The sequence below is a fragment of the Brachybacterium sp. SGAir0954 genome (genome assembly GCF_005490785.1).
Classification (GTDB): domain Bacteria; phylum Actinomycetota; class Actinomycetes; order Actinomycetales; family Dermabacteraceae; genus Brachybacterium; species Brachybacterium rhamnosum.
The window spans coordinates 2,592,030-2,617,503 of sequence record NZ_CP027295.1; the positions used below are offsets into that span (position 1 = coordinate 2,592,030).

At 74.1% G+C, this 25,474-nt stretch carries 24 protein-coding genes; 9 read left to right on the top strand and 15 right to left on the bottom strand.

Annotation, left to right across the window (positions count from 1 at the left end):
• Window positions 1-108: 108 nt before the first annotated feature.
• From C1N80_RS11630 to dut, 3 genes are read right to left on the bottom strand one after another with little or no spacing between them, the layout of a single operon-like run.
• Complete coding sequence (locus C1N80_RS11630; RefSeq protein WP_137770914.1) at window positions 109-858, bottom strand: DUF3159 domain-containing protein; 750 nt, start codon at window positions 856-858, stop codon at window positions 109-111.
• Window positions 855-1,625, bottom strand: a complete 771-nt coding sequence (locus tag C1N80_RS11635; RefSeq protein WP_137770915.1) for a DUF3710 domain-containing protein — start codon at window positions 1,623-1,625, stop codon at window positions 855-857. Before C1N80_RS11635 ends, C1N80_RS11630 begins: the two co-directional genes overlap by 4 nt.
• A 1-nt stretch (window position 1,626) precedes the next feature.
• Window positions 1,627-2,142 (bottom strand): dUTP diphosphatase, encoded by a 516-nt coding sequence (gene dut, locus C1N80_RS11640; RefSeq protein ID WP_137770916.1) that lies wholly within the window; start codon window positions 2,140-2,142, stop codon window positions 1,627-1,629.
• A gap of 63 nt (window positions 2,143-2,205) precedes the next feature.
• Here dut and C1N80_RS11645 point away from each other — a divergent pair, with 63 nt between their 5' ends.
• Window positions 2,206-2,745, top strand: coding sequence for a DUF3093 domain-containing protein (locus C1N80_RS11645; RefSeq protein WP_137770917.1), 540 nt, complete (start codon window positions 2,206-2,208; stop codon window positions 2,743-2,745).
• 139 nt (window positions 2,746-2,884) lie between these two features.
• Here the strand turns inward: C1N80_RS11645 and C1N80_RS11650 are convergent, their stop codons facing one another.
• Window positions 2,885-3,184 (bottom strand): DUF4193 domain-containing protein, encoded by a 300-nt coding sequence (locus C1N80_RS11650; RefSeq protein ID WP_137770918.1) that lies wholly within the window; start codon window positions 3,182-3,184, stop codon window positions 2,885-2,887.
• A 286-nt stretch (window positions 3,185-3,470) separates the two neighbouring features.
• Between C1N80_RS11650 and sepH the strand changes: the two genes are divergently transcribed.
• Window positions 3,471-4,787: a septation protein SepH gene (gene sepH / locus C1N80_RS11655; protein ID WP_137770919.1), complete on the top strand. Its 1,317-nt coding sequence runs from the start codon at window positions 3,471-3,473 to the stop codon at window positions 4,785-4,787.
• Window positions 4,788-4,897: 110 nt separating this feature from the next.
• Here the strand turns inward: sepH and C1N80_RS11660 are convergent, their stop codons facing one another.
• The 3 genes from C1N80_RS11660 to C1N80_RS11670 are packed head-to-tail and all read right to left on the bottom strand — an operon-like array spanning window position 4,898 to window position 9,375.
• Window positions 4,898-6,019 (bottom strand): alkaline phosphatase family protein, encoded by a 1,122-nt coding sequence (locus C1N80_RS11660; RefSeq protein ID WP_240811112.1) that lies wholly within the window; start codon window positions 6,017-6,019, stop codon window positions 4,898-4,900.
• A 5-nt stretch (window positions 6,020-6,024) separates the two neighbouring features.
• A complete protein-coding gene (locus C1N80_RS11665) occupies window positions 6,025-6,600 on the bottom strand; it encodes a DUF5998 family protein (protein WP_137770920.1) in 576 nt (191 codons plus the stop codon).
• A 39-nt stretch (window positions 6,601-6,639) separates the two neighbouring features.
• The gene (locus C1N80_RS11670; RefSeq protein WP_137770921.1) at window positions 6,640-9,375 is read right to left on the bottom strand and encodes a GNAT family N-acetyltransferase; all 2,736 of its coding nucleotides are present in this window, start codon (window positions 9,373-9,375) and stop codon (window positions 6,640-6,642) included.
• A gap of 104 nt (window positions 9,376-9,479) precedes the next feature.
• Here C1N80_RS11670 and C1N80_RS11675 point away from each other — a divergent pair, with 104 nt between their 5' ends.
• From C1N80_RS11675 to C1N80_RS11690, 5 genes are all read left to right on the top strand, one after another.
• Window positions 9,480-11,939 carry a DNA topoisomerase (ATP-hydrolyzing) subunit A gene (locus C1N80_RS11675; protein WP_137770922.1) on the top strand — a complete coding sequence of 820 codons (2,460 nt, stop codon included), beginning with the start codon at window positions 9,480-9,482 and terminating at the stop codon, window positions 11,937-11,939.
• Between the two features lie 8 nt (window positions 11,940-11,947).
• Window positions 11,948-13,081: a hypothetical protein gene (locus C1N80_RS11680; protein ID WP_205750646.1), complete on the top strand. Its 1,134-nt coding sequence runs from the start codon at window positions 11,948-11,950 to the stop codon at window positions 13,079-13,081.
• Window positions 13,078-13,938 carry a D-hexose-6-phosphate mutarotase gene (locus C1N80_RS11685; protein ID WP_137770923.1) on the top strand — a complete coding sequence of 287 codons (861 nt, stop codon included), beginning with the start codon at window positions 13,078-13,080 and terminating at the stop codon, window positions 13,936-13,938. Before C1N80_RS11680 ends, C1N80_RS11685 begins: the two co-directional genes overlap by 4 nt.
• Before the next feature lie 145 nt (window positions 13,939-14,083).
• Window positions 14,084-14,245: a hypothetical protein gene (locus C1N80_RS15575; protein WP_168198097.1), complete on the top strand. Its 162-nt coding sequence runs from the start codon at window positions 14,084-14,086 to the stop codon at window positions 14,243-14,245.
• A gap of 214 nt (window positions 14,246-14,459) precedes the next feature.
• Window positions 14,460-14,795 carry a hypothetical protein gene (locus C1N80_RS11690; RefSeq protein ID WP_137770924.1) on the top strand — a complete coding sequence of 112 codons (336 nt, stop codon included), beginning with the start codon at window positions 14,460-14,462 and terminating at the stop codon, window positions 14,793-14,795.
• Between the two features lie 106 nt (window positions 14,796-14,901).
• Here the strand turns inward: C1N80_RS11690 and C1N80_RS11695 are convergent, their stop codons facing one another.
• From C1N80_RS11695 to C1N80_RS11705, 3 genes are read right to left on the bottom strand one after another with little or no spacing between them, the layout of a single operon-like run.
• Window positions 14,902-15,855: a metallophosphoesterase gene (locus tag C1N80_RS11695; RefSeq protein WP_137770925.1), complete on the bottom strand. Its 954-nt coding sequence runs from the start codon at window positions 15,853-15,855 to the stop codon at window positions 14,902-14,904.
• Window positions 15,852-16,637, bottom strand: a complete 786-nt coding sequence (gene hisF / locus C1N80_RS11700) for an imidazole glycerol phosphate synthase subunit HisF (RefSeq protein ID WP_137770926.1) — start codon at window positions 16,635-16,637, stop codon at window positions 15,852-15,854. Before hisF ends, C1N80_RS11695 begins: the two co-directional genes overlap by 4 nt.
• Entirely contained in the window at window positions 16,634-18,760 is a 2,127-nt protein-coding gene (locus tag C1N80_RS11705) for a type IIA DNA topoisomerase subunit B (protein WP_137770927.1), read from the bottom strand. Before C1N80_RS11705 ends, hisF begins: the two co-directional genes overlap by 4 nt.
• Before the next feature lie 172 nt (window positions 18,761-18,932).
• Between C1N80_RS11705 and C1N80_RS11710 the strand changes: the two genes are divergently transcribed.
• Complete coding sequence (locus C1N80_RS11710) at window positions 18,933-19,151, top strand: hypothetical protein (RefSeq protein ID WP_137770928.1); 219 nt, start codon at window positions 18,933-18,935, stop codon at window positions 19,149-19,151.
• Window positions 19,152-19,325: 174 nt separating this feature from the next.
• Here C1N80_RS11710 and C1N80_RS11715 read toward each other — a convergent pair whose 3' ends face one another.
• The 4 genes from C1N80_RS11715 to C1N80_RS11730 all read right to left on the bottom strand — a co-directional run bounded on the left by C1N80_RS11715 (window position 19,326) and on the right by C1N80_RS11730 (window position 23,731).
• A complete protein-coding gene (locus tag C1N80_RS11715) occupies window positions 19,326-20,705 on the bottom strand; it encodes an RNA polymerase sigma factor (RefSeq protein WP_370296990.1) in 1,380 nt (459 codons plus the stop codon).
• A gap of 167 nt (window positions 20,706-20,872) precedes the next feature.
• Complete coding sequence (locus tag C1N80_RS11720; RefSeq protein ID WP_137770929.1) at window positions 20,873-21,289, bottom strand: universal stress protein; 417 nt, start codon at window positions 21,287-21,289, stop codon at window positions 20,873-20,875.
• 74 nt (window positions 21,290-21,363) lie between these two features.
• Window positions 21,364-22,527 (bottom strand): homoserine O-acetyltransferase, encoded by a 1,164-nt coding sequence (locus C1N80_RS11725; protein ID WP_137771746.1) that lies wholly within the window; start codon window positions 22,525-22,527, stop codon window positions 21,364-21,366.
• A 37-nt stretch (window positions 22,528-22,564) separates the two neighbouring features.
• Window positions 22,565-23,731: a hypothetical protein gene (locus C1N80_RS11730; protein ID WP_137770930.1), complete on the bottom strand. Its 1,167-nt coding sequence runs from the start codon at window positions 23,729-23,731 to the stop codon at window positions 22,565-22,567.
• A gap of 133 nt (window positions 23,732-23,864) precedes the next feature.
• Here C1N80_RS11730 and C1N80_RS11735 point away from each other — a divergent pair, with 133 nt between their 5' ends.
• Window positions 23,865-25,013, top strand: a complete 1,149-nt coding sequence (locus C1N80_RS11735) for a polyprenyl synthetase family protein (protein ID WP_137770931.1) — start codon at window positions 23,865-23,867, stop codon at window positions 25,011-25,013.
• Window positions 25,014-25,066: 53 nt separating this feature from the next.
• Here the strand turns inward: C1N80_RS11735 and C1N80_RS11740 are convergent, their stop codons facing one another.
• Complete coding sequence (locus C1N80_RS11740; RefSeq protein WP_137770932.1) at window positions 25,067-25,420, bottom strand: Rv2175c family DNA-binding protein; 354 nt, start codon at window positions 25,418-25,420, stop codon at window positions 25,067-25,069.
• Window positions 25,421-25,474: the final 54 nt, after the last annotated feature.

Sequence of the window (25,474 nt, forward strand, 5' to 3'; positions counted from 1 at the left end):
CCGCGGCGGCACCCGCCGCGGACTCGTTCATGTCCGGGCCAGTCTCCCACCCCGATGATCGCGATGCGGACGCACCTGGCGCCGTGGCGGCGGATCGGGATCGATTCTTTACCCGGCGCGGTGCGCCGGTCCGTCCTGCGCTCGTGCCGCCCGGCGCGCGAGCAGCGACCGGTGCATGAGCCAGACCAGATAGGCCACCACGGCGAACAGCGGCAGACCCATGGCGAGCTTGGCCACGCCCATCGCCGCGACCTGTCCCGCGAGCAGCAGCGGGACCTGCACCGCGAGCTTCGCGGCGTACAGACCGGCGAACAGCCAGGTCGCACGGGTGTAGACACGGCGGGCGTCGGGGTCCTGCGCCCAGTCCTCGACCCGTGGGTCGAGCGCGCCCACGACGAGGCCGATGAGCGGACGACGGGCGAGCACCGAGACCACGAGCAGCACGAGGGTCACGACGTTGATCGCGATGCCTGGCGCGTAGAAGTCGGTGCCGTCGCCCGAGCGGAGCGCGAGCACCGCGCCGAGCGCCACCCCGATCAGCCCGCCGAGGACGGTCTGCGGGCTCTGCCGCTGGACGAGCCGCGCCACGAGCGCGACGACCACCACGGCGACCGCGACGACCGCCGCGACGGCCACCGAGCGGGTGACGACGAAGAGCACGACGAACAGGAGCGTGGGCGCGACGGACTCGGCGATCCCGCGCGGACCGCCGACGGCGTCGCGCACCGAGAACTCCTCCTGGCGCAGCACGCCGCCCAGGCCGCGGGCGCGCCGGTCCTCGGCTCCGTCCTGGCGCGGCCCGCCGCCCGGGGCGGATCCGCTCCCCTGCTCCGGCGTGCCGCCGTCGGCGGCGCTCATCCGATCTGGGTGATCTCGGGACCGCGCGCGAGCGGGTCGAGGAGCTCGTCGGGCGCAGCGGAGGTCGGCGCGACGCGCTCCCCCGGCAGGTGCAGGGGGATGAGCTCCTGCGGGGCCATCGCCTCGTGCCCGCGGACCACGACGAGCCGCGAGATCAGCGTCTCGAACTCCTTCGCCTGCGCCGGGTCGCCGAGCGCCTTCCCGGTGAGGATCGCGCGGAGGAACCAGCGGGGACCGTCGACGCCCAGGAAACGGGCGGGTCGGTAGCCGGTGCGGCCGTCGGAGCGCTTGACGGGCAGTCGCGTGATGAGCTCGGTGCCGAAGGGGCCGGGGCGGGTCTCCGCCGTGCCGCCCTGCCCGACCACGGAGTCGCGCAGGGAGGTGCGCACCTCGTCCCAGAGCCCGCTGGTCTTCGGCGCCGCGAAGGCCTGGACCTGGAGCGAGGAGCCGCCCAGCACGAGGTTCGCGCCGGTCACGGCGTTCGTGCGCTGGTCCACCTCCATGCGCAGCTCGAGACCGTCGATCCCCGGGACCTGGATGCCGCCGAGGTCGATGCGCTCCTCCTCTGGCGCGTCGGAGGCGTCGTAGGGGCCGTCCTCGAGGTGCGCGGCGCGCCCCTGCTCCTTCTCGGCGTCGGCCGTGTCATCGGCGTCGACAGCATCGGCCTTCGCGGCGCCGGCAGCGGTCCCTGTGCCGTCCGCGGTCCCGACCCAGGACTCGTCGACGTCCTCGGCGGCCTTCCTGCCGCGGCGGGAGAACAGTCCCATCTCAGGCCACCTCCCCGTCCGTGGCGGGCCCGAAGCCGCCGCTCGACCCGAAGCCGGAGGCCGCCCGCTCGGTGTCGTCGAGCTCCTCGACGGTGCGCAGGACGGGGGCGAGGAAGGGGACCACGACGAGCTGGGCGATCCGGTCGCCGCGTCGCAGCGCGAAGGGCTCGGCGGGATCGGTGTTGTGCAGCGCGACCTTGATCGGCCCGCGGTAGCCGGCGTCGACGACGCCGGGGCCGTTGAGCACGGTGACGCCGTGGCGGGAGGCGAGGCCCGAGCGCGGGCACACGAGGCCCACGGTGCCGGGCGGGAGGGCGACGGCGAGACCCGTGTCCACGAGCGCACGGCCGCCCGGGGCGATCGTGAGGTCCTCGGCGCTGGAGAGGTCCAGGCCGGCGTCGTCCGCGTGGGCGCGGACGGGGGCGACGGCCCCTTCGGCAAGGCGGAGGCGCAGCTCGGGTGCACCCTCCGCGGGGACGGCGCCCGCGGCGGTGGCGGTCGGGGTGGTGGAAGGCATGGGACCCAGGGTAGGCGCTCCGTGCTGAGGAGTGGTCCAAGCTCTGCGTGAGACGATGGGGGCATGTCCGACGCCGCCGAGGGGAGCTCCCCCGCCGCCCCGATCCCCCCTGATCCTGCCGTCCCGTCCTCCCGTGCGGGGACCCGGCCGGCCGCCGCTCCGCCGGGCGCGCCCCTGCACCGTGAGCGCCTGCTGCCCGGGATCGGCACCTGGATCGTCATCATCGCCGTGGGAGCCATGTGCGGCGTGGTGCTCGTGCCGCTGGGCGCCACGCTCGCGCTGGTCGTCGGGATCGTCGGGATCGTCGTGGCCGTCGTGCTCGGGGTGCTCACCGCTCCCGTGGTCGAGGTGAGCGGCGGGCGCCTGCGCGCGGGACGCGCGCAGATCGAGGTGGGGCTGCTGGGGACTCCCGAGGAGCTCGAGGGCGAGGACTGGCAGCGCACGATGGGCGTCGGCTTCGAGCCCCTCGCCTTCCACCTCACCCGCGGCTGGATCCGCTCGGGCCTGCGCGCCGAGGTGCTCGACGAGGGCGATCCCACGACCGCCTGGGTCGTCTCGACCCGCCGTCCCGAGGATCTCGCGCTCGCCCTGCGCAGCGCCTGAGCCCCGCGAGCCCGGCCGCCGCGCGGCGGCCGCTCTTTCCTGATGCCCCTCTCCCCTGATGCACCGACGGCGCCCCTCCTCCCGGAGGGGCGCCGTCGGCTCTGACCCGCGATGCGGGGGTGATGCTCTGCGGATGCGCTCAGGCGGCGCACTCGGTGCAGATGATGAGGGTCCCCTCGACGTGGTCGATCTGGCTGCGGTGCTTCACGAGGAAGCAGCTGGCGCAGGTGAACTCGTCGGCCTGCCGCGGCAGCACGCGGACGGAGAGCTCCTCACCGGAGAGGTCCGCGCCGGGCAGCTCGTAGGAGTCCGCGGCCTCCGCCTCGTCCTCGTCGACCACCGGCGTCGCCGCCTTGTTCGATCGACCCTTGAGCTCCTCGATCGAGTCGTCGTTCGACTCGTCGTCGTTCTTGCGCGGTGCGTCGTAATCTGTGGCCATCTACGGTCCGTTCCTGGTGGTGGTCCGGGGGATGACGGGGGCGAGCTCCGCCGTCCTCCGGGGGTGGATCCTCGGCTGTGCGCAGGCGCCCGTCCCCTGCGGGCCGATGCGCGACACAACGCCGAATGCGGCGGCATTATTGCAGACCGCCCGGCATGCGACAACACGGGTCCCACGCGTCCCCTCCACCGGGCGCGGCGCATCAGCGAGTTCCCTGCGCGACACGCTATGTTCGGCGTCTAGACTCGGTCCACGTTCCGACCAGGCACCGACGGAGAGGACGACGATGCGCGAGCTCGAGCTCGACGGGATCCACGACGACGGGGAGCACCTCATCCTCCTCGACTCCGATGGTGAGCGGTACACCCTGCGCATCGACGAGGCGCTCCGCGCCGCCGTCCGGCGCGACCGACCGGCGCTGGGCATGATCCAGGCGGCCGACGCCGCCCCGCTCAGCCCCCGCCAGATCCAGGGCCTGCTGCGGTCGGGACGCAGCGCCGAGGAGATCGCCGAGCTCGCGGCCATCACCGTCGAGCACGTGCGTCGCTACGAGGGCCCGGTGCTCGCCGAGCGCGAGTGGACCGCGGGCCGTGCCCGCACCTTCCCCGTGGGACGCGGCGGCCCCTCCCTCACCTCCGTGGTCTCCGAGCGGCTCGCCGCCCGTCAGGCCGCCGAGGACGTCGCCTGGGACGCCTGGCGCCGCCCGGACGGCACCTGGACCCTCGAGCTGAGCTTCAACGCCGCCGGTCGCACCCGGCAGGCGCACTGGGTCGCGGATCTCGACAACCGCTCCCTCGCCCCCGTCGACGACGAGGCGCGCTGGATCAGCGACGAGGACGCCCCCGTCGAGCCGTCCCGCGGCCGCACCCGTCTGATGGCGGTCAAGAGCTCCGTCTACGACCTCGAGGCCGACGGCTCCTTCGACGAGTCCGCCGGGCCGCGCCGCGGCGCGGCCGAGCGCTCCGCCCATCCGGCCGCCTTCGACGAGGCCGAGCTGGACGCGCTCAACGCCCGGCGCGGGCTGCGGTCGGTGCCGCCGCTCGAGGACGACGACTCCGCCGGCGTGTGGAGCACCCTGGACGAGGACGTGCCGCGGAGCACGCCGTCGCGCGGGATCACCGGTCCGGCCGACGACGCCGACGCCGACGCCGACATCGTGCCGTCCGCCGACCGTGGCCTGGACGCCGATCCGGACCTCGACGCGCACCGGGACCATGCGGGAGCGGCCCCCGAGGAGGAGGACCCCTTCTCCGAGGACCTGACGGACGACGCCGCGACCGCCCCCTCCGGCGAGCTCGAGAACGAGGACGGCGCCCCCGCCCCGGAGCCGCTCCAGTACCAGGACACGGTGGACCTCACCCAGGACCTCACCCCGCTCCCCGGCTTCGACGACCCTCGTGACGAGGACGCGGGAGCCACCGAGGACCCGTCGGTCCCCGACGCCCCGGGCGCCGATGGGCACGATGAGGACGCTGCGGAGAGCACCGGGAAGCCCGAGCAGAAGAGCGCCCCCGCCCTGAAGAAGGCGTCCAAGCCCGCGAAGAAGGGCCGCGCCTCGATGCCGAGCTGGGACGAGATCGTCTTCGGCGCCAAGCACGACTGAGCGGCTCGACCGCCCACCTCGGCAGCGGCTCCGTCCTCACGGGCGGGGCCGCTGTCGTCGTCCTCGGTGCCCGACGTCTCCCGTGATCCGTCGTCCCGGGGACCCGGCGCTCAGGCCTCCGTGCGCAGCAGCGGGACGAGCGCCTCGCGCGGCGTGAGCGACCCGTGCACGCCGACCAGCTTCCGTGCGCCCTCGGGGCGGCGGGAGAAGTCGTCGACACCCCAGCGGCCGCGGGCGAGCACGAGGACGTCCGGCACCCGTCCGGCGGCGACGGCGGAGGGCTCGGCGCCCTGCGGACCCAGCAGACCCGAGCTGAGCACCTCGTCGCGGGTGAGCACGAGGGCGCGGTCCACGAGCAGCTCCGCGAGCCCCGCCGCGAGCAGCGGCGCCTCGTCCCGCTCGCGCACGGCGAGCGCGAGCGCACGGGCCTCCCCCGCGACGGTGCCAGCGAGCCGCTGCAGCGACGGATGGTCGGCGAGGTCCACGGTGTGCGCGGGGTCCGTGTCGACCATGCCGTGGTCCGCGGTGACCGTGACACGGGTGCCCGAGGGCAGGCGCCGCAGGAGGGTGCCGAGCAGGGCGTCCGCCTCGGCGAGCGCCTCGCGCCAGGCGTCGGAGTCCGTGCCGTGGTGGTGCCCCGCATGGTCGACGTCGTCGACGTGCAGGTGCACGAGGCCGTCCGGGCCGGCGCGCCGCACGGCCACGAGGACCGCGTCCGCGCGGTCGTGGCGGCCGTGCCCCTGGAAGTCCCAGCCGCGATAGGCGACGCGGCTGAGGTGCGAGCCCTGATGCTTCGCGGGGGCGACCTGCACGGCGCGGCGGGGGTGCTCCTCGAGCAGCCCGGGCAGCGGCATCCACCGCTGCGGGTCGATCCCGGGCTCACCGGTGATCTGGTTGACGGCGGTGCCCGTCGCGGGATCGATGGCGGTGTAGCCGAGCACCCCGTGCTCGAGCGGCGCCAGGCCCGTGTGCAGCGACACCATGGCGGTCGCCGTCGTGGAGGGGGCGACGGTGCGGATGCGCTCGGTGCTCCCGGCGAGACGGCGCAGGGTCGGGGTCAGCGCGCGGTGCTCCTCGAGCAGCTCGGCGCCGAGGCCGTCGATCAGCACGACGACGTCGCGCCCACGGGCGTCGGCCCGGGCCAGCGGGGCGACGACGTCGAGCAGCGCGGGACGGGCGCCCGCCGCGAAGGGCGGCGGCAGCAGGTCGGAGGGCCAGTCGGCGGGCTGCACCGGGCTCAGGAGTCGAGCGCGTCGACGGCGTCGAGCAGCAGACCGTGGAAGGCGAGCGCCTCCTGGACGGCGGCCTCGCCGTCGGCGAGCGCGCTCACCCGCAGGGCGAGGTCCGAGGGGGCGACGGTGCCGCTGAGGCCGTGGTCCACCTGGCAGGACGGGTCGCCGCAGTCCGCGCGCTCGAGGTCGACGCGACGGGTGCCGCCCCAGGTGATGCCGAGCGTCACCTCGGCCTCGCTGCCCCGCACCCTCGTCCCCTCGGTGTCGAAGACCTGGGAGAGCCCGGTGCCGGTGACGCGGCTGAGGCGGATGCGCTCCGTGGTCGCGATGACCTGGCTGGGGTTGAGGTCGTCCGCCGGGTCGTCGTCGAGGTGGCTGACGAGGAGGTGGCGGGGGGTCAGCACGAGCACTGTGAGGTGGCGGCGCACCTCGGGGCCGTCGAAGGTGGTCTCCGGCCGCACCAGGTGCCCCAGCACGGGGGCGCCGCGCAGCGACAGGGCGAGCGAGCCGCCGGCCGTCTGCGGGAAGTAGCCCGCGGTCTCGAGGTCCGCGGTCAGGGAGGCGGGGAGCGCGGTCGTCATCCTCCGATTGTCCCATGCGGGAGGGGACGGCGGAGCGGCTCAGCCGGAGCGGCCGCCCAGCAGCGCGCGGCGGGCGCCGTCCGTCCGGTTGGGGGCCGGGGCGAGCTCCGCCCGCGCACCGACCACGAAGGCGCCCTCCCGCGCGACGACGACCGGGTACAGCTCGAAGGAGGCGAGCTCCGGGACGTCCTCGGCGAGCAGGCCGGTGCGGACCACGACGTCCGCGAGGGCGTCCCTGTCCGCCGGCGGGAGCCCTCGCTCCCCCGAGAGCTTCACGGCGCTCGCGGGGGCGTCCACGAGCTCCCGCGCGGCGCGCTGCGAGAAGGGCGGGATCGCGTAGGCGATGTCCTCGAGCAGGTCCGTCGCGTCCCCGGCCACGGAGAGGGACACCACGGGGCCGAGCGAGGGGTCCTCGACGCTGCGCACGACCATCGGCACGCCCGTGGGGGCCATGGACTGCACCTCGAGCGGCGCGCTCGAGAAGGACAGGTCCTCGCGCATCCGGGCGTGGGCGTGCCGCAGCTGCACGGCGTCGGTGATGTCCAGCCGCACGCCGCCGAGGTCCGCGCGGTGGCGCAGCACCGGGTCGGTGCTCTTGAGCGCGACGGGGTAGCCCACCGTTGAGGCCGCGCGGACGGCCTCTTCGGCGTCCGCGGCGGGGAGCGAGGGCAGCAGCGGCAGCCCGTAGGCCGCGAGCAGCGCGCGCGTGGTCTCGAGGTCCAGGGTGACCCGCTCCCCCACCGGCGGCAGGTGCCGCTCGACGATCCTGCGGGCGGCGGCGCGGTCCACGTCCTCCCGCACCGCGAGCTCCTCGCGGTCCGCCGCGGGCCGCTCGGCGGCGGCGAGCATGCCGGCGGCCGCGCGCACGGCGAGCGCGGGGGTCACGTGGACGGGCGGGAGGGCGAGGTCCTCCCGGACCGCCTCGTGCACCTCCTGGAAGCGGCTGCGCTCGGAGACCAGGCAGACGACGAGCGCGACCTCGCTGTGCCGGGCGATGGTCGCCATCTCCCGCAGGGCGCCAAGGTGGTCCCCCGCGAGCGGGTCGATCACCCCGGCGATGATGAGGTCCGCGCGATCGGGACCGGCGACGGCGGTGAGGGCGCGCTGCATGACGCGGGGGTCCGCCGCGAGCGGCACGTTCCGGTCGTCGATGACGATCTGCAGGCCGGCCTCGTCGGCCGCGCCGCGCAGGCTCGCGCCGAGCGCCGCCGTGTTGGAGAGCAGGGCGACCCGCGGCCCCTTGGGGACGCCCTGGCGGGAGACGGCGTCGACCACGTCGAGCAGGTGGTCGACCGTCCGCGCCTGCACCACCCCGGAGGAGGCGAGGACCTGGTCGAGCGCGCGCCGCGGGAGGGAGGACTCACGCACGTCGTGACCGGGGGTGCCGCTCACCCGCAACCCCGGTGGGCGGAGCACCACCACGGGCGTGCTGCGGGTGAGGCGGCGGGCGATCCGGGTGAACTTGCGCGGGTTCCCCATCGTCTCGAGGGCGAGGCCGATGACCTCGATGCGCTCGTCGTCCTCCCAGTGCTGGAGCACGTCGTTGAGGGAGACGTCGGCCCGGTTCCCGACGGCCACGAACTCGTGCACGCCGGTGCCGCGCTCGTCGACCCCCGCGAGGAGCATCGCGCCGAGCGCGCTGGACTGGCCGGCGACGGCGGCGGTGCCCGGCCGCGGGAGGCGCGGCGAGAGCGAGACGCTCAGCGCGTCCTCCCCCGTGCGCAGGACGCCGAGCGAGCCGGGGCCCAGCAGCCGCATGCCGTGGCGTCGGACCTCGGCGACGAGCTCGCGCTGCCGGCGCCGGCCCTCCACGCTGTCCGTGTGCCCCTCGGTGGGGACGAGCACGCTGCGCACGCCGATCGCGGCGCACTCCTCGATCGCCTCGAGCCAGGACTCGGGGCGCAGGGCGATCACGGCGAGGTCCACGGGTCCGGGGACGTCCGCGATGCGGGGCCGGGCGAGGTGCCCGCGCACCTCGAAGGCGTCACGGGAGACGAGGTGCAGATCGCCCTGCCATCCCGAGCCCTCGAGGGCGGAGAGCACACGGCCGCCGATCGAGTCGGCGCGCGTGGAGACGCCGACCACGAGCACGGAGGAGGGATGCAGCAGCCGTTCCATGGCCCGGGCCTCCGCGCGGTGCTCGCGCTCCGCCATGACCTCGAGCGATCGCGCCGTCGGGTCGATGCGGAAGGTGACCATGACCACCCCGTCGTCGAGCACGCGCCGCACGTCGAAGCCGGCGTCCGTGAACACGGAGAGCATGCGGGCGTTCTGCGGGAGGACCTCCGCGGTGAAGACCGAGATCCCCACCTCGCGGGCCGCGGCCGCGAGGTGCTCGAGCAGCACAGAGGCGAGCCCCGTGCCCTGGCTCGCGTCGGAGACGTTGAAGGCGACCTCCGCCTCCTCGGGCGAGGTCCGGTCGTAGCGGCCGACGGCGATGATCTCCTCGCCCCGCTGCACGACGAGCGCGACCCGGTCGTGATGGTCCACGACGGTGAACCGCTCCAGGTCCCGGGGGGAGAGCCGCGGCATCGGGGCGAAGAAGCGCAGGTACCGGGAGTGCTCGGACTGGCGCACGTGGAAGTCCTGGAGGGCGTCGGCGTCCTCGGGGAGGATGGGGCGCAGGTGCGCGGCGGAGCCGTCGCGCAGCGCGATGTCCGCCTCCCAGTGGGCGGGGTACGCCGCCGGCGCCGGCGCGGGGGCGCCGCGGCGCCGCGAGCGTCGTCCCGCGCTCCGCTCCGAGGGGGACGGGAAGGGTCCGTGCCGATCCGCCATGCCGGGATCCTATCGTCGCGCACGGTCCGGGAGACGGGGACCACGGTCCCGCGCCGGGCCACGCCTCCCCGTCCCCGTGCCGGTCATGGGCAAGAATGGCCCCCATGGCCCGTTCACGCACCACGAAGTCCCCGGCCGCCGAGGAGCCGTTCGAGGAGACCGTCGTCGACATCGACGTCACCAGCGAGATGGAGACGTCCTTCCTCGAGTACGCCTACTCGGTGATCTACTCCCGGGCGCTGCCCGACGCGCGCGACGGGCTCAAGCCGGTGCAGCGCCGCATCCTCTACATGATGGCGGAGATGGGCCTGCGCCCGGATCGCGGGCACGTCAAGAGCCAGCGCGTGGTCGGCGAGGTCATGGGCAAGCTCCACCCCCACGGCGACACCGCGATCTACGACGCGCTCGTGCGCATGGCGCAGGACTTCTCGATGCGCCTGCCGCTCGTGGACGGCCACGGCAACTTCGGCTCCCTCGACAACGGCCCCGCCGCGCCCCGGTACACGGAGGCGCGCCTCGCCCGGGCGGCGCAGCTGGTGACGGACTCCCTCGACGAGGACGTCGTGGACCTGGTCCCGAACTACGACAACCAGCTGACCCAGCCGGAGGTGCTCCCGGCCCAGTACCCGAACCTCCTCGTCAACGGCGCCTCGGGGATCGCCGTCGGCATGGCGACGAACATGGCGCCGCACAACCTCGTCGAGACGATCGCCGCGGCCCGCCACCTCATCGCCCATCCCGACGCCCCCCTCGAGGAGCTCATGCGCCTCGTGCCCGGGCCGGACCTGCCCAGCGGCGGCCGGATCACGGGCCTCGACGGGGTCCGCGACGCCTACCGCACGGGCCGCGGCTCGTTCCGCATGCGCGCCACCACGCGCATCGAGAACGTCACGACCCGCCGCAAGGGCATCGTCGTCACCGAGCTGCCCTACCAGGTGGGCCCGGAGAAGGTCGCCGAGAAGCTGCGCGACGCGGTGCAGGCGAAGAAGGTCCAGGGCATCACCGACTACCAGGACCTCACGGACCGCCACCACGGCCTGCGCCTCGTGCTCACGGTGAAGTCCGGCTTCGAGCCCGAGGCGGTGCTCGAGCAGCTCTACCGCTACACGCCGCTCGAGGAGTCCTTCGGCATCAACAACGTGGCGCTCGTGGACGGGCAGCCGCGCACCCTGGGCCTCAAGCAGCTGCTCGAGGTGTTCGTCGACCATCGTCTGCAGGTGGTGCGCCGCCGCACCGAGCACCGTCTGCGCAAGCGCTCCGAGCGCCTCCACCTCGTGGAGGGCCTGCTGCTCGCGCTCGTCGACATCGACGAGGTCATCCAGATCATCCGCACGAGCGACGACGTGGACTCCGCGCGGACGCGGCTCATGCAGGTCTTCGACCTCTCGCAGGTCCAGTCGGAGTACATCCTCGAGCTGCGGCTGCGCCGGCTGACGAAGTTCTCCCAGATCGAGCTCGAGGGCGAACGGGACGAGCTGCTCGCCGAGATCGCGCGCCTCGAGGAGATCCTCGGCTCGGACCAGGTGCTGCGCGCCCTGGTCTCCGACGAGCTCGCCGCGGTCGCCGCCGAGCACGGCACGCCCCGCCGCACCGTGCTGCTCGAGGCCTCCGAGCAGAGCCGCCCCGCGGCCTCCGGCGCCGGGCTCGAGGTGGCCGACGAGCCCTGCACGGTCCTGCTCACCGGCACCGGGCTCGTCGCCCGCACGGCGGGCACCGAGGATCTCGTGCGCGAGGGCGGCCGCGCCTCCCACGACGTCATCGTCTCGCGGGTGGTCACGACGACCCGCGCGACCGCCGGCGTCGCGACCAGCCGCGGCCGGGTGCTGCAGCTCTCCGTCGTGGACCTCCCCTCCCTCGCCCCCACCGCCGGGGCGCCCTCGCTCGCGGGCGGCACGCGCCTCGCGGACCTCGTCGACCTCGAGGACGGCGAGCGGGCGCTCGCGCTCGTGCGCCTCGCGCCGGCGGACCTCGAGCGCGGCGGGGCGATCGCGCTCGGCACCCGGCAGGGGGTCGTCAAGCGGGTCCAGCTGGACTTCCCGCGCTCCGACGGCTTCGAGATCATCTCGCTCAAGGAGGGCGACGAGGTCGTCGGCGTCGTGGACCTCGAGGACGACGCGGACCTCGACCTCGTGCTCATCACCTCCGACGCGCAGCTGCTGCACTTCCCCTCGTCGGGCGTGCGCCCGCAGGGGCGCTCCGCGGGCGGCGTCGCGGGCGTCAAGCTGGGCGCCGGTGCGCGGGTCCTCTCCTTCGGGGTCGTCGACGTCACCGCCCCGGCGGACGTCGTCACCGTCTCCGGCTCCTCGGCGACCCTGCCGCTACTGCAGACGGGCTCGCTCAAGGTGTCCTCGCTCGCGGAGTTCCCCGCGAAGGGCCGTGCGACCGGCGGTGTCCGCTGCCACCGCTTCCTGCGCGGTGAGGACGTGCTGATCGGCGCCTGGGTCGTGCCGCACCCCGCGCGCGCCTGCTCGGAGGCCGGGCAGCCGATCGACCTGCCCGATCCGCTCGGTCGCCGCGACGGCTCGGGCACCCCGGTCGCGGTCCCGATCGCCGCGGTGGGCTGACCTCCCCCATGGCTCCCCGCCTCGCCCTCATGGCCTCCCGCGCGACGAGGGAGGAGTCGCTGCACCTCGTGCTCGGCGGCGGCGGGGCGGTCGTGGGCCTCGCCGTGGGGCTCGTGTTCCTGCGCGGCACCGCTCCGCTCGCGGGGACCGGGTCGATCGGCCAGGTCGCGGCGCTGTCGGTCTTCGGCTGCGCCGCGGCGACCGCGGCGCTCGTCCTCGCCGTCGTCACGCCGCGGTCGATGCCGTGGTTCGGCGGCGCCCACCGGTGGCGCAGGGCGCTGGACATCGTGGGCCTCGCCCTCGTGTACGGGCTGCTGGGGCTCTTCCTCACGAGCGCGCTGTTCGGCGTGTTCCAGCAGGCGTTCCAGGGCGTCGCCCTGGACCGCATGGCGGGAACCTTCTGGGTGGTCGTGGCGAGCGCGGCGGGAGCCTATGCGACCTCCGCGGCCGGGTCCGCGCTCACCGGTCGCTCCCTCGCGACGCTGCTCGCGGTGTTCCTCACCGCCGGGGTCCTCGCGAGCGCGATGAACGCGACGGACCGGTACTGGTGGGAGCGGTACTTCTCGGAGCTCGGCGAGGGCGGCGACCTCGCGAGCGTCACCTTCAACCTCACGCTGCTCCTCACCGGCGTCGCGCTGCTCACGGTCACCGAGTTCCTCGCCCACGACCTCGACCGCTGGGCCGCCTCCGCCGGGGAGCCGGCCTGGGTGACCGCCGTGGTCCGGACCCTGCTCTCCGCCGTGGGGGTGCTCGTGGCCCTCGTCGCGCTCGTCTCCCGCGACGTGAGCGTCACCTGGCACGACGTCATCGCCCAGACCCTCGTGGTGGTGTTCGGTGCGCTCCTCGTGGTGACCCCGGTGCTGCTGCGCCGGATGCCCGGCGGGCTGCTGCCGGTGACGATCACGGCCTTCGCGCTCCTCGTCGCGATCACCGTGATGTTCGTGGAGGTGCGCTACCTCAACATGACGGCCTTCGAGATGGGCGCCGCCGCGATCGTCTACGCGTGGCTGCTGCTGTTCATCCGCATCGTCTCCGCCGCGGCCGACGGCGCCGAGGAGGCCCGGGCCGAGGACGCGCAGGAGCACCCGCCGACGAACGGCGACGACGCGCTCGCCGCCCCGGATGGGAGCATGGGGCCATGACCACAGCACCCGCAGACCTCCCCCTCCCGGCCGGCGTGCGCCGGGGCGAGGACCACGGCGCCGACGCCGTGCTCGTCGACACCCCCGCCGCCCGCGCGGCCCTGCACCTCGACGGCGCCCACCTCACCAGCTGGGCGCCCGCGGGGACCACGGACGTCCTCTGGCTCTCCCCCGACTCGGCGTTCGGGCACGGGGCGGCGATCCGCGGCGGCGTGCCGCTCGTGGGCCCCTGGTTCGGCCCGGGCCGGCATGGCGACCAGGAGGTCAAGCACGGGTGGCTGCGCAACGTCCGATGGACGCTCGAGCGCGCCGAGACCGCCGGTGAGGACGTGGTCCTGCACCTCGTCTCCCCCGCCGGTCGCACCGAGCTCTCCGCACATCTCGTGGTGCGGATCGGTGCGGAGCTCTCGCTGGACCTCACGCTCACCGCGGGCATCGCTCTCGAGGTCGAGGCGGCCCTGCACACCTACCTCGCCGTGTCCGACGTGCGCCGGGTGCGGATCGAGGGCCTCGGCGGCGCCGAGTACCTCGACAACACGCGCGGCCTCGCCGCCGACGTCCTCCCCGCCGGGGACCTCGTGCTCACCGGCCCCACCGACCGGGTCGTGGACCGCGCCGGCGAGGTGCGGATCGTCGACGAGGGAGCGGGCCGCACGATCGTCTCGAGCCCGCGGGGCACCGCGAAGACCGTCGTCTGGAACCCCTGGACCGAGCTCGCGGCCGGCATGGCCGACGTGCCCGACGACTCCTGGCCCGGCTTCCTGTGCGTCGAGCCGGCGGTCGCCAAGGACGCGGCAGTGGAGCTCACCACCGGCGACAGCCTCACGATCGGCGTCACCTACACCGTCCTCGGCTGACCCTCCCGGCCCGGCCCGCTCCGGGCCGCCGCCCGCTCCCCTCGCCCCGTCACCGCCGCTCGTCCCGAGCCCGGTGACGGGGCGTCGTGCTGCCTGCAGGTTTATTCGCTGGACCCGGGCGAGGCGCCGTGATGGAGTACATCCCATGGAGATCACGACCCCGACCACGACCACGGCCCCCGCGGCCGGTCCGGCCGTGCTGGGCGCGACGATCCCCCGGTCCCTGCGGCAGCCCGCCGCGCGGAAGGCGTTCGGCCCCGGGGGTTCCCGCCCCGGCACGCCGACCGGCACCGCCGCCGTCCGCTGACGGCCACCCGCCTCCCGTCCTGACCGGGCGGAGACCCGACAGGGCCCGGTGACGCACCGCGTCCCCGTCCCTCACCGGCGGAGCCCGCTCCGCCCCCCCCTCACCCCTGCGGTCCTGCCGCGCGCCCTCCCCTGCCCGGATCCCTCCCGATCCGCGGTCAGGTGCTGTCCGCGCACCGGCGAAGGATCGTGACCACCGACTCAGGAGACCCCAGATGAGCATCGAGCTCGACGTCGACCGCCGTCATCCCCCCACCGACACCACCGATCCCTCCTTCCCCGTCACCGCGCGCCATCCTGCTCCGCTCCACCACCCCGTGTTCGACGATCACAGCTTCGCCGAACGCGCGGAGGACGAGCACCGTACGGCGCCGGGCACCGTGCCGGCCCGCCCCCAGGAGCCCGCGCTCCCGGGCGCCCTGCTCCTCGCGCGGAGGCTCCTGCGCCGCCGTTCACCCCAGGAGGTGCTCCGCCACGAGCAGCGCCTGAGGGAGCGGGAGCGCAGCCATCAGCGCGCGCTGCTCGCCTCCGGCGTCCTGCACGTGCTGTGACCCCGGCCGCGGACGACCGGCCCCCGGTCCCTTCGTGGGACCGGGGGCCGTCTCGTCCGTGCTGCCCAGTGCACGGCAGGTCCCGCTGAGGGTCAGCGACGGAGCGTCAGCCGCTGGGCGACGCGGCGAGATCCACGATCACCAGCTCGTGCGGGTTGTTCACGCGCACCGGGAGCATGCCGTCGCCGAGGCCCCGGCTGATCACCATGGTCGTCGTCCCGCTCACGTGCGCGCCCTCGGTGAGCGCCGGGAGCCATCCCTGGTGCGGGGCGTAGAGACCGCCGATCCCGGGCACACGCACCTGCCCTCCGTGGGCGTGGCCGGAGAGCACGAGGTCCACGTCCTCGCGCACGTAGTGCTCCCAGAGCTCGGGGCGATGGGCGAGCAGCACGACCGGAGCGTCCGTGGGGAGGCGCAGGGAGTCGAGCACCGTGCCCGGGTCCGCGGGGACGACGCCGTCCACCGAGGCGACCCGCGGGTCGTCGATCCCGGCGACGGTCACGGTCGTGCCCCGCACCTCGATCGTGGTCGCCTCGTCACGGAGCACCTGCACCCCGGCGCCCGTCATGCCCGCGAGCAGCTCGTCGCGCAGCGGGGAGTCCGCCTCGTGGTTGCCGAGCACCATCGTCGTCGGCGCGATGCCGGCCAGTGAGGACGCGACCTCGAGCGCCCCGGAGAGGTCCCGGGTGCGGCGGTCCACCAGATCTCCGGTGATCACGACGAGGTCCGGGTGCTGCGCGGCGACGGCCTCCACGAGCGCGGCGCGGGCGGCGCTGTCCCCGCCGCCGTGGAGATCGGAGACATGGGCGATCCGCAGCGGCCGCTCCCCCGCGGGCCAGGTGCTCGCGGCGACGGCGACCGGGGTGACGACGAGCCTGCGGTTGTCCCACACGAGCCAGGCCGCTCCGACCGCGAGGGCGAGCAGGAGGGCCAGCACGGCGCGGGCCGCCAGGACGCGCCGCCGACTGTGCGGTTCCAGCACGGGTGCGGCGACGTCGAGGGGTGCGAGGACGCCGCCGGAGCCGCTGTCGTCCGGCCCGGTGCCCAGCGGGATGCTCACCGCACGGAGATGCCGTCGGCCGCCATCGCGGCCTTCGCCTCGCCGATCGTCATCGTCCCGAAGTGGAAGACGCTCGCCGCGAGGACCGCATCGGCCCCGGCGTGCACGGCGGGGGCGAAGTCCTGGGGCGTGCCCGCCCCGCCGGAGGCGATGAGCGGCACCCCGGTCGCCTCCCGGGCGAGCGTGATGAGCTCGAGGTCGAAGCCGTCCTTCGTGCCGTCGGCGTCCATCGAGTTCAGCAGGATCTCCCCCGCACCCCGCTCGGAGATCTCACGGATCCAGGCGATCGCGTCGATACCGGTGCCGCGGCGGCCCCCGTGGGTGGTCACCTCGAAGCCGGAGCCCGTGCGCGCACTGCCCTCGGGGGTGCCCTCGGTGACGCGGCGGGCGTCGATCGAGAGCACGAGGACCTGGTTGCCGAAGCGCTCGGCGATCTCCGACACGAGCGCGGGGCGGGCGATCGCGGCGGTGTTCACCCCGCACTTGTCCGCGCCGGCGCGCAGCAGCTGGTCGACGTCCTCGACGCTGCGCACGCCGCCGCCCACGGTGAGCGGGATGAAGATCTGCTCGGCAGTGCGACGGACCACGTCGATCATGGTCGAGCGGCCGGAGGAGGAGGCCGTGACGTCGAGGAAGGTGAGCTCGTCCGCTCCCTCGAGGTCGTAGCGGGCGGCGAGCTCGACCGGGTCACCGGCGTCCCGCAGGTCCTGGAAGTTCACGCCCTTGACGACGCGACCGGCGTCGACGTCGAGGCAGGGGATGACGCGCACGGAGACGCTCATGCGTCGATCCTCTCCCGGTCGAGCTCTTCGGCTCCTTCGATGATGAACTGCTTGCGGGGCGCCACGTCGGAGCCCATGAGCAGCTCGAACATGGAACTCGCCGCCTCGGCGTCCTCGATGCGGACCCGCCGCAGGGTGCGGTGACGGGGGTCCATGGTGGTGTCCGCGAGCTGGTCGGCGTCCATCTCGCCGAGGCCCTTGTAGCGCTGGATCGGCTCCTTGTAGCGCTTGCCGCGCTTCTCGAGGTTCTTCAGCAGCCGCAGCAGCTCCGCCTCGGAGTAGGTGTAGACGAGCTCGTTCTTCTTGGACCCGCCGTGGACGATCTCGACGCGGTGCAACGGGGGCACCGCGGCGTAGACCCTCCCCGCCTCCACGAGCGGACGCATGTAGCGGTGGAAGAGCGTGAGCAGGAGGGTCCGGATGTGGGCCCCGTCGACGTCGGCGTCGGTCATCATGATGATCTTGCCGTAGCGGGCCGCGTCGAGATCGAAGGTGCGTCCCGAGCCCGCGCCGATCACCTGGATGATCGCCGCGCACTCGGCGTTCTTGAGCATGTCCGTGATGGACGCCTTCTGGGTGTTGAGGATCTTGCCGCGGATGGGCAGCAGGGCCTGGAACTCCGAGGAGCGGGCGTGCTTCGCGGTGCCGAGCGCGCTGTCGCCCTCGACGATGAACAGCTCGGAGCGCTCGACGTCGGTCGAGCGGCAGTCGGCGAGCTTGGTGGGCATGGTCGAGGACTCCAGGGCGTTCTTGCGCCGCGAGACCTCCTTGTGCATGCGCGCGGCGATGCGGGCGCGCATCTCGGAGACGACCTTGTCGATGACGAGCGCGGCCTGCTCCTTCTCGCCCTTCGCGGTCGAGGTGAGGAAGGCCGTCAGGCGCTCCTCGACGACGCGGCCGACGATCTGGCGGATCGCGGGGGTGCCGAGCACCTCCTTGGTCTGCCCCTCGAACTGCGGCTCGTCGATGCGCACGCTCACGACGGCGGTGACGCCGGCGAGGGTGTCGTCCTTCTCGATCTTCTCGTTCTTCACGTTGAACTTCACGCGCCGCGCCTGGTTCTCGACCTGCTTGCGCATGACCTTCACGAGGGCCTGCTCGAAGCCGGCGACGTGGGTGCCGCCCTTGGGGGTCGCGACGATGTTCACGAAGGAGCGCAGGGTCGTGTCGTAGTCCGCGCCCCAGCGCAGGGCGATGTCCACCTCGCAGCTGCGGGACACCTCCTGGGAGACCATGTGCCCCTTGCTGTCCAGGACGGGGACGGTCTCGGTGTACTCGCCCGTGCCCTGGAGCCGCACGACATCGGTGATCCGCTGGTCCTGGGCGAGGTAGTCCACGAACTCGGAGATGCCGCCGTCGTAGCGGTAGGTGCGGGTCGCGGGCTGGTCCGGGGACGCCTCGGGGCGGTGGTCGGTGATCGCGATCTCGAGCCCGGGGACGAGGAAGGCGGTCTGGCGAGCGCGGCGGGTGAGGTCGTCGAGGGAGAAGTGGCTGCCCTTGATGAAGATCTGGGGATCCGCCCAGTAGCGCACACGGGTGCCGGTGACACCCCGCTTGGCCTTGCCGACGATCCGCAGCTCGGCGGGGCCGTCCGCCGGGGTGAACGGCGCGGCGGGACTCGGGTCGCCGTCGTCCTCGAAGACACCCGCCTGGCCGCGCTGGAAGCTCATCGCGTACGTCTTCCCTGCACGGTCGACCTCGACGTCGAGCCGCGCGGACAGCGCGTTGACGACGCTCGCGCCGACGCCGTGCAGGCCGCCCGAGGCGGCGTACGAGCCGCCGCCGAACTTCCCGCCCGCATGGAGCTTCGTGTACACGACCTCGACGCCCGTCAGGCCCGTGCGGGGCTCCGTGTCGACGGGGACGCCTCGCCCGGTGTCCCGGACCTCGACGGAGCCGTCGGGGTGCAGCAGCACGCCGATGGAATCGCCGTTGCCGCCGAGGGCCTCGTCCACGGCGTTGTCGAGGATCTCCCACAGGCAGTGCATGAGGCCGCGCGAGTCGGTGGACCCGATGTACATGCCGGGACGCTTGCGGACGGCCTCGAGACCCTCGAGGACCTGGAGGTTGCGGGCGTCGTAGGCGGAGGCCGCGGGACGGGAGGAGGTGGAGGAGCTGGACACCCTGCGATCCTACGGCCGCGAGGCCTCCGGGCCCGGCATTGCCCGCTCCCGCACGCCGTCGGCGTCGCCGACGCAGGCACGACGGGGACCGGGGTCACAGGGTGTTGCGCCCCTGGCGAACCGGGTCACGACTCCCTCCCCCCGCGCGGGCCCAGGTGCTACAAAAGGACCCATGAACCTCACTCTCGAAGCCCCCCGCCTGACGGCGAAGGACCGCTGCGATCGCTGCGGTGCCCAGGCGTACGTCAAGGTGGTGCTGCAGGCCGGCGGCGAGCTGCTGTTCTGCGCGCACCACGCCCGCGCCCACGGCGATGCCCTGAAGGACATCGCCTCCGAGGTCATCGACGAGACCGAGCGCCTCCACGCGAAGCCGGAGCCGGTCGAGGACTGATCTCCCGTCCCCTGCGGGACCCGAGCATCCGAGGGCGTCCACCTGATGGTGGGCGCCCTCGTCCCGTCTCCCCTGCTCCAGCCTCAGCCACCGACACCGAACGGCGCCGGCCCCCTTCACAGGGTGCCGGCGCCGTCTCGTGCGACCTGGCCGCGAGGGCCGGGAGCGCGGGGCTCAGTCGAGGTAGTCGCGCAGGACCTGCGAGCGCGAGGGGTGACGGAGCTTGCTCATCGTCTTCGACTCGATCTGACGGATCCGCTCACGGGTCACGCCGTAGACCTTGCCGATCTCGTCGAGGGTCTTGGGCTGACCGTCCTCGAGGCCGAAGCGCATCGAGACCACGCCCGCCTCGCGCTCGGAGAGGGTGTCGAGCACCGAGTGGAGCTGCTCCTGGAGGAGGGTGAAGCTCACGGCGTCCGCGGGGACGACCGCCTCGGAGTCCTCGATGAGGTCGCCGAACTCGCTGTCGCCGTCCTCACCCAGCGGGGTGTGCAGGGAGATCGGCTCGCGACCGTACTTCTGGACCTCGACGACCTTCTCCGGGGTCATGTCGAGCTCCTTGGCGAGCTCCTCCGGGGTGGGCTCGCGACCCAGGTCCTGGAGCATCTGGCGCTGCACGCGGGCGAGCTTGTTGATGACCTCGACCATGTGCACCGGGATGCGGATCGTGCGAGCCTGGTCGGCCATGGCGCGCGTGATCGCCTGGCGGATCCACCAGGTGGCGTAGGTGGAGAACTTGTAGCCCTTGGCGTAGTCGAACTTCTCGACGGCGCGGATGAGGCCCAGGTTGCCCTCCTGGATGAGGTCCAGGAAGAGCATGCCGCGACCGGTGTAGCGCTTGGCGAGGGACACGACGAGACGGAGGTTCGCCTCGAGCAGGTGGTCCTTCGCGGCGCGGCCGTCCTCGGCGATCATGCCGAGCTCACGGCCCTGCTTGGTCTTGACGATCGACTCGTCGCGCTTGAGCAGCTGCTCGGCGAACAGGCCGGCCTCGATGCGCTCGGCGAGCTCGACCTCCTGCGCGGCGTTCAGCAGCGCGACCTTGCCGATCTGCTTGAGGTAGTCCTTGACCGGGTCCGCGGTCGCACCGGCCGTGACGACCTGCTGCGCGGGGGCATCGTCCTCGGAGGCGTTGAACACGAAGCCGCCGCGGTCCTCGACCTTGGCATCGGCGGCGGTGTTCTCCGCCGTGGCCTCGTCGGCCTCCTCGGCCTCGGGCTCCTCGACCTCGGGCTCCTCGCCGGAGGCCTTCGCGGCCGCTTTCTTGGCGGTGGCCTTCTTGGCGGCGGGCTTCTTGGCGGTGGTCCTCGCCCCGGCGCGCTTCGCGGCGGTCTTCTTCGCCGCGGTGCCGGCGGCAGGGGTCTCCTCGGCCTGCACATCCACCTCGGTCGTGGTGTCGGCGGTGGTCTCAAGGGTCTTGGAGGAGGTCACAGAGTTCCTTCTTCCGGCGCTGCACCCTGCGGTGCGAGCGCGCTGTGGCGTTCGGTCTTCTCGCGCGGCTGACAGGTACCGGCGCCTCACTCCGTCCCGGTCCCCACCGGGTTCATGGCGCACGAAGGCACGGTGCCGTCAAGCCTGGAAAGTATAACGTCTCCGGGCACGGTCTATTCCCATGGCCCCCCGAGGGCGGGAACCGGTGACGCAGACCTCGCCCGGGGGCGGAGCCGCGCTCCGACGGGGAGCGCGAGATGCAGGAGCGGTGCGACCGTGCGCGGAGGACCTCAGGACGCGAGGGCGCCGGACGGGGTCTCGTCCTTGACGGCGAGCACCGGGATGTCGGCGCCGAGCACCACGCGCCGGGCCGCGGCGCCGAGGTTCAGCTTGCCGATCGGCGACTTCCGTCGCAGGCCGATCACGAGGAGGCGCGCGGAGGACTCCGCGGCGGCGGAGAGCAGGAACTCCCCCACGTCCTCCTGGTCCCCGCTGCGGCGGAGCGACCAGTCCACGTCCTCACCCCCGACCTCGGCGAGCGCGCTTCGCGTCTCCTCCTCCCCGGCGACGGCGGGACCGTGCTCGGAGTGGTGGTACGTGTGGGAGGCGATGACGAGCGCGTCCCGGCTGCGGCGCGCCTCGCGCACGGCGGCGGCGAGCGCCGCCATGCCCTGACCGGACGGGGTGAATCCCACGACGATCGTCATGCGTGAACCTCCTGCGGGTGCGCTGCGTGCGGACCGGTCCGCGACGACTCCGCGCCGATCCGGCTCCCGCCAGCCTAGCTGGCCAGGAGGCGGGCGATCCACTCGTCCAGATCGGGGTGCGCGAGCAGGAAGGCGTCGTGCCCGACGGGCGAGGAGGCCACGTGCCAGGCGGCGCCCGGGACGTACCGCGCCGTCTCCTCGACGAGGGCGGGCGGGAAGAGCCGGTCGGAGTCGATCGCGACGACGAGCGTGCGGGCCCGCACGGCGGCGAGCGCCGCTGCGGTGCCGCCCCGGCCGCGGCCGACGTCGTGGGTGTTCATCGACTGGGCCAGCACGAGGTAGGAGTTCGCGTCGAAGCGGCGGGAGAGCTTCGCCGCGTGGTGGTCGAGATAGCTCGTCACCTGGTGGCGGCCCGTGCCGCGGAAGGGGTCCTCCCCCGGCTGCGCCTGGTTCCCGAAGCGCGACTCGAGCTCGGAGGCCGTGCGGTACGTGGTGTGGGCGATCCGGCGGGCGACGCCGAGCCCGCGATGCGGCCCCCCCTCCGCCGGCAGGTCGTAGTAGTCGCCGCCGTGGAAACCGGCGTCGGCGCGGATCGCGGCGATCTGCGCGCTGTTCCAGGCGATCTGGTCCGCGCTCGCCCGGGCGGAGGAGGCGATGACGGCGAGGCGCTGCACGGACCCGGGGTGGGTGCACGCCCACTCGATCGCCCGCATGCCGCCCATCGACCCGCCGATGACCAGAGCGAGGTCGAGGAGGCCGAGGTGGTCGCACAGCGCCCGCTCCGCGGCCACCTGGTCACGGACGGTCAGCAGGGGGAACCGCGAGCCGTAGGGCCTGCCGTCGGGTGCCGGGCTGCTGGGCCCGGTGCTGCCCTGGCAGCCGCCGAGCACGTTCGGGGCGATGACGAACCAGCGGTCGGTGTCGATCGCCTTCCCGGGGCCGATGAGGTCCTCCCACCAGCCCGGGCTCGGGTGGGACGCGTCCTGGGCGCCGATGACGTGCGAGTCGCCGGTGAGGGCGTGCAGGACGAGCACGACGTTGCCGCGCTCCTCGTCGAGCGTCCCCCAGGTCTCGTAGGCCATCGTGACGTCCGCGAGGACGTCGCCGCTCTCGAGGGGGAGATCGCCGATCCCCGCGAAGCTCCGGTGCCCGGGGCCCAGCTCGGGGTGCCACGCGCCGCCGGAGAGTGCGCGGTCGTCCTGCAGGGTCACCGCGGCTGGCCTGCGCTCGCCGATCATGGTCACCGCCTCGCTCTCCTCTCGTCCGGCGCCCTCCTCAGCGCTCCGGCCACCAGGCCGGGCGGATCGGGGTGTCGATCAGGCGCGTCAGCAAGGGTGCCAGAGTGGAGGCGGGATCGTGGATCCGGAGCTCCTCCACGAGATGCCCGGCCGTCGCGCCACGATGGTTCCACCAGGCCAGGACCGTGAGGGCGACGGTCGCCCCCTTCCACGCCGCCGCAGCGGTCCCGCGATGCTCCGCGTCCCCGGAGCCCTGCGCGGCGAGCGCGAGGAGCCGCAGCCCCTCGAGCGTCTCGTACCATCTCCCACCTGCGCAGACGTCGGGATGAGGCCGGAGATCCGGGTCGCTCGTGATGGCCTGGAGGAGCTCGTCGCGCGGGACCCGCCCCTCGCGTCCCCGGTCGGCGCAGATCCCGATGACCGCCCAGTGCACGCTGTCCAGGGCGAGTGCGCTGAGCAGCTCCTCGAGGTGTTCACAGTCCGTCACCGAGCCGTCGTGACCTCCCGCCGGGCCGGGGCCGCAGCGGCGCGCGATCGTGTCCCCGCTGCGCTCGAGCAGCTGCACGAGGTGCGCGTCCCCGGGGCGTCCGAAGGCGGGCATCCGCTCGCCGCCCAGGCGCAGCGACCGCCCGAGCTCCTCGAGCCCGGGACCTGCGGTCACCGGTGCGACGAGCGACTCCCCGGAGAGGACGGCCCGTACGGCGACGTCCGTCTCCTCGAAGTCCCGGAGCCTCCGGGGAGGGGAGACCAGGACCTCGACGCACGACCCGGAGCGCTCGCCGAGCATCACCTCGACGCCCGTCCCGTCGCCGACCACCCACATCGGGCCGAGGGCGAAGCACCCCTCGACCCGGGCGGCGCCCAGGAGCAGCGGGCCCAGGAACAGCGCGGCGTCCTCGACGAGGCCGGGGAGCAGGCTCTCCCGGCCGTCGCCGATCACGAGGACCCCCGCGGCGGCGGTGCAGCCCTGCTCCCTCAGCAGGGCCAGCTGGTGGCGCAGCTGGAGCTCGGCGTCGGGGACGAGCAGGGTCACCAGGTCGGAGCGGGCGAGCACGGGCGTGCCGCCGTCGCCGGCGTGGCCGACGAGCACGAGGGCGTCGGCGATCAGCTCGCCGAAGGAGAGGCGGATGCCGGCGAGGAGCTCGGCGGGGTCGTGGAGGCGGAGGGCGCGGGGGCCGTCGGCCGCAGGGACGTGGGTGGTCATGTCCCGACCCTGACCGGTGCCGGCCCGGCCCGGGGAGGCACGGCCGACGGTGTGGACGCCGGGACGTTGGGGAGGAAAGGTCCCGGCGGGGCGTGGGAGGATCCAGGGACGCACCGTACGGAGGAACGCCCCGATGACTTCCGCTGGACCCACCGGCACCACGACCGCACCCCAGGCGCTGGACGCGCAGCTCGTCGCCGCGATCGCGCAGAGCCGGGAGCGCACCTTCGCCGCGCACCGCGCCCACCTCGGCGCCGTCGCCCCCGAGGCCGAGGAGCTCGTCGGCGTGGTCGAGGACTACCTCGCAGGCGGCAAGCTGCTGCGCCCGCGCTTCTGCTTCTGGGGCGGGATCGCGGCGCTCGACCGCGCCCCCGACGAGGACGAGGTGTCGCGTCTCGCCGCGCTCGGCACGGCGATCGAGCTCGTCCAGGCCGCCGCTCTGATGCACGACGACGTCATCGACCACTCCCCCACCCGTCGCGGGCGCCCCGCCCTCCACGTCGAGGCGGCGACCTCGCACCGCGAACGGGGCCTGGACGGCTCCGCCGCGGACTTCGGCATCGCGACCGCGATCGTCCTGGGCGATCTCGCGCTCAGCTGGTCCGAGCAGCTCGCCGCCGAGGTCGCGTCCCCGGGCGCGGGCCCCCGTCCCGCCGCCGCCGCGGTCGAGTTCGCGCGCCTGCGCACGGAGGTCATGAGCGGCCAGTACCTCGACGTCCTCCACCAGGCGGGCGGCTTCACGTCCGCTCCCTCGGAGGAGGAGGCCGCGCTCGCCGTGATCCGGTGGAAGACGGTCCCCTACACGGTGCTGCGCCCCGTCCGCGCTGGGGCCGCCCTCATGGGCGCGGGGGCGGAGGCGCTCGAGCTGCTGTCGACCTGGGCCGCCGAGATCGGCACCGCCTTCCAGCTGCGCGACGACCTGCTCAGCGTCGTGGGCGACGCCGACGCGACCGGGAAGCCGATCGGCGGTGACGTGGCCGAGGGGAAGCGCACCGTGCTCCTGGCCCGCACGGTGGCCGCGACGGACGCGGCGGGCCGCCGCCTGCTCGAGCGCACCGTCGGGAGGCCCGATGCCGCGGCCGAGGACGTCACGGCGGTGCAGGAGCTCATGGTGCGGACGGGCGCGGTGGACTCCGTCGTGCGTGATGTGCGCGCCGCCGCGGAGCGGGCCCGGTCGATCCTCTCCCGGGCCGCGGAGGGCGGCGAGCTGGGAGCGCTGGGCGTCACCGGGCTGCAGTCGATCGCGGACTCCGCGACCGACGTGGAGTCGATCGGCGGCTGAGCGGGAGCCCCGGCTCCTGGCCGGCCACGGGGCGGCGGGCCGTCAGCGGGCGGTCAGAAGGCGAGCGCCTGCGCGCGCCGGCGCACCTCTCCGCGCTGTCCGGCCCGGAGCTGGTCGATCGGCCGCCCCGGGAGCGTGTCATCCGCCTGGAAGAGCCAGGCCAGCAGCTCGACGTCGGAGAAGCCGCCGTCGCGCAGCAGGGTGATCGTCCCGGCGAGGTGCGGTGCGATCTCGCCGTCGACGAGCAGCTCCTCGGGGACCGAGCGGACCACGGGGTCGCCGCGGCGGACGGCGACGAGCTTCCCCTCCTCGATGAGCCGTCGCACCTGGGAGACCTCGGCATCGAGGCGCTCGGCGACGTCGGGCAGGGGGAGCCACTGGGTGATGAGGTTCTCGAGGTCGTCCACGTCCCCCAGGGTGCCACAGCGCCGCTCCCGGCGCCTGCCGCGGGCCGTGCGGCC

Bases quoted from the DNA above. Each gene is read 5' to 3' on its own strand.
- C1N80_RS11630 (WP_137770914.1), bottom strand. From the start codon at position 858: ATGAGCGCCGCCGACGGCGGCACGCCGGAGCAGGGGAGCGGATCCGCC.
- C1N80_RS11635 (WP_137770915.1), bottom strand. From the start codon at position 1,625: ATGGGACTGTTCTCCCGCCGCGGCAGGAAGGCCGCCGAGGACGTCGAC.
- dut (WP_137770916.1), bottom strand. From the start codon at position 2,142: ATGCCTTCCACCACCCCGACCGCCACCGCCGCGGGCGCCGTCCCCGCG.
- C1N80_RS11645 (WP_137770917.1), top strand. From the start codon at position 2,206: ATGTCCGACGCCGCCGAGGGGAGCTCCCCCGCCGCCCCGATCCCCCCT.
- C1N80_RS11650 (WP_137770918.1), bottom strand. From the start codon at position 3,184: ATGGCCACAGATTACGACGCACCGCGCAAGAACGACGACGAGTCGAAC.
- sepH (WP_137770919.1), top strand. From the start codon at position 3,471: ATGCGCGAGCTCGAGCTCGACGGGATCCACGACGACGGGGAGCACCTC.
- C1N80_RS11665 (WP_137770920.1), bottom strand. From the start codon at position 6,600: ATGACGACCGCGCTCCCCGCCTCCCTGACCGCGGACCTCGAGACCGCG.
- C1N80_RS11670 (WP_137770921.1), bottom strand. From the start codon at position 9,375: ATGGCGGATCGGCACGGACCCTTCCCGTCCCCCTCGGAGCGGAGCGCG.
- C1N80_RS11675 (WP_137770922.1), top strand. From the start codon at position 9,480: ATGGCCCGTTCACGCACCACGAAGTCCCCGGCCGCCGAGGAGCCGTTC.
- C1N80_RS11680 (WP_205750646.1), top strand. From the start codon at position 11,948: ATGGCTCCCCGCCTCGCCCTCATGGCCTCCCGCGCGACGAGGGAGGAG.
- C1N80_RS11685 (WP_137770923.1), top strand. From the start codon at position 13,078: ATGACCACAGCACCCGCAGACCTCCCCCTCCCGGCCGGCGTGCGCCGG.
- C1N80_RS15575 (WP_168198097.1), top strand. From the start codon at position 14,084: ATGGAGATCACGACCCCGACCACGACCACGGCCCCCGCGGCCGGTCCG.
- C1N80_RS11690 (WP_137770924.1), top strand. From the start codon at position 14,460: ATGAGCATCGAGCTCGACGTCGACCGCCGTCATCCCCCCACCGACACC.
- hisF (WP_137770926.1), bottom strand. From the start codon at position 16,637: ATGAGCGTCTCCGTGCGCGTCATCCCCTGCCTCGACGTCGACGCCGGT.
- C1N80_RS11710 (WP_137770928.1), top strand. From the start codon at position 18,933: ATGAACCTCACTCTCGAAGCCCCCCGCCTGACGGCGAAGGACCGCTGC.
- C1N80_RS11720 (WP_137770929.1), bottom strand. From the start codon at position 21,289: ATGACGATCGTCGTGGGATTCACCCCGTCCGGTCAGGGCATGGCGGCG.
- C1N80_RS11725 (WP_137771746.1), bottom strand. From the start codon at position 22,527: ATGATCGGCGAGCGCAGGCCAGCCGCGGTGACCCTGCAGGACGACCGC.
- C1N80_RS11730 (WP_137770930.1), bottom strand. From the start codon at position 23,731: ATGACCACCCACGTCCCTGCGGCCGACGGCCCCCGCGCCCTCCGCCTC.
- C1N80_RS11735 (WP_137770931.1), top strand. From the start codon at position 23,865: ATGACTTCCGCTGGACCCACCGGCACCACGACCGCACCCCAGGCGCTG.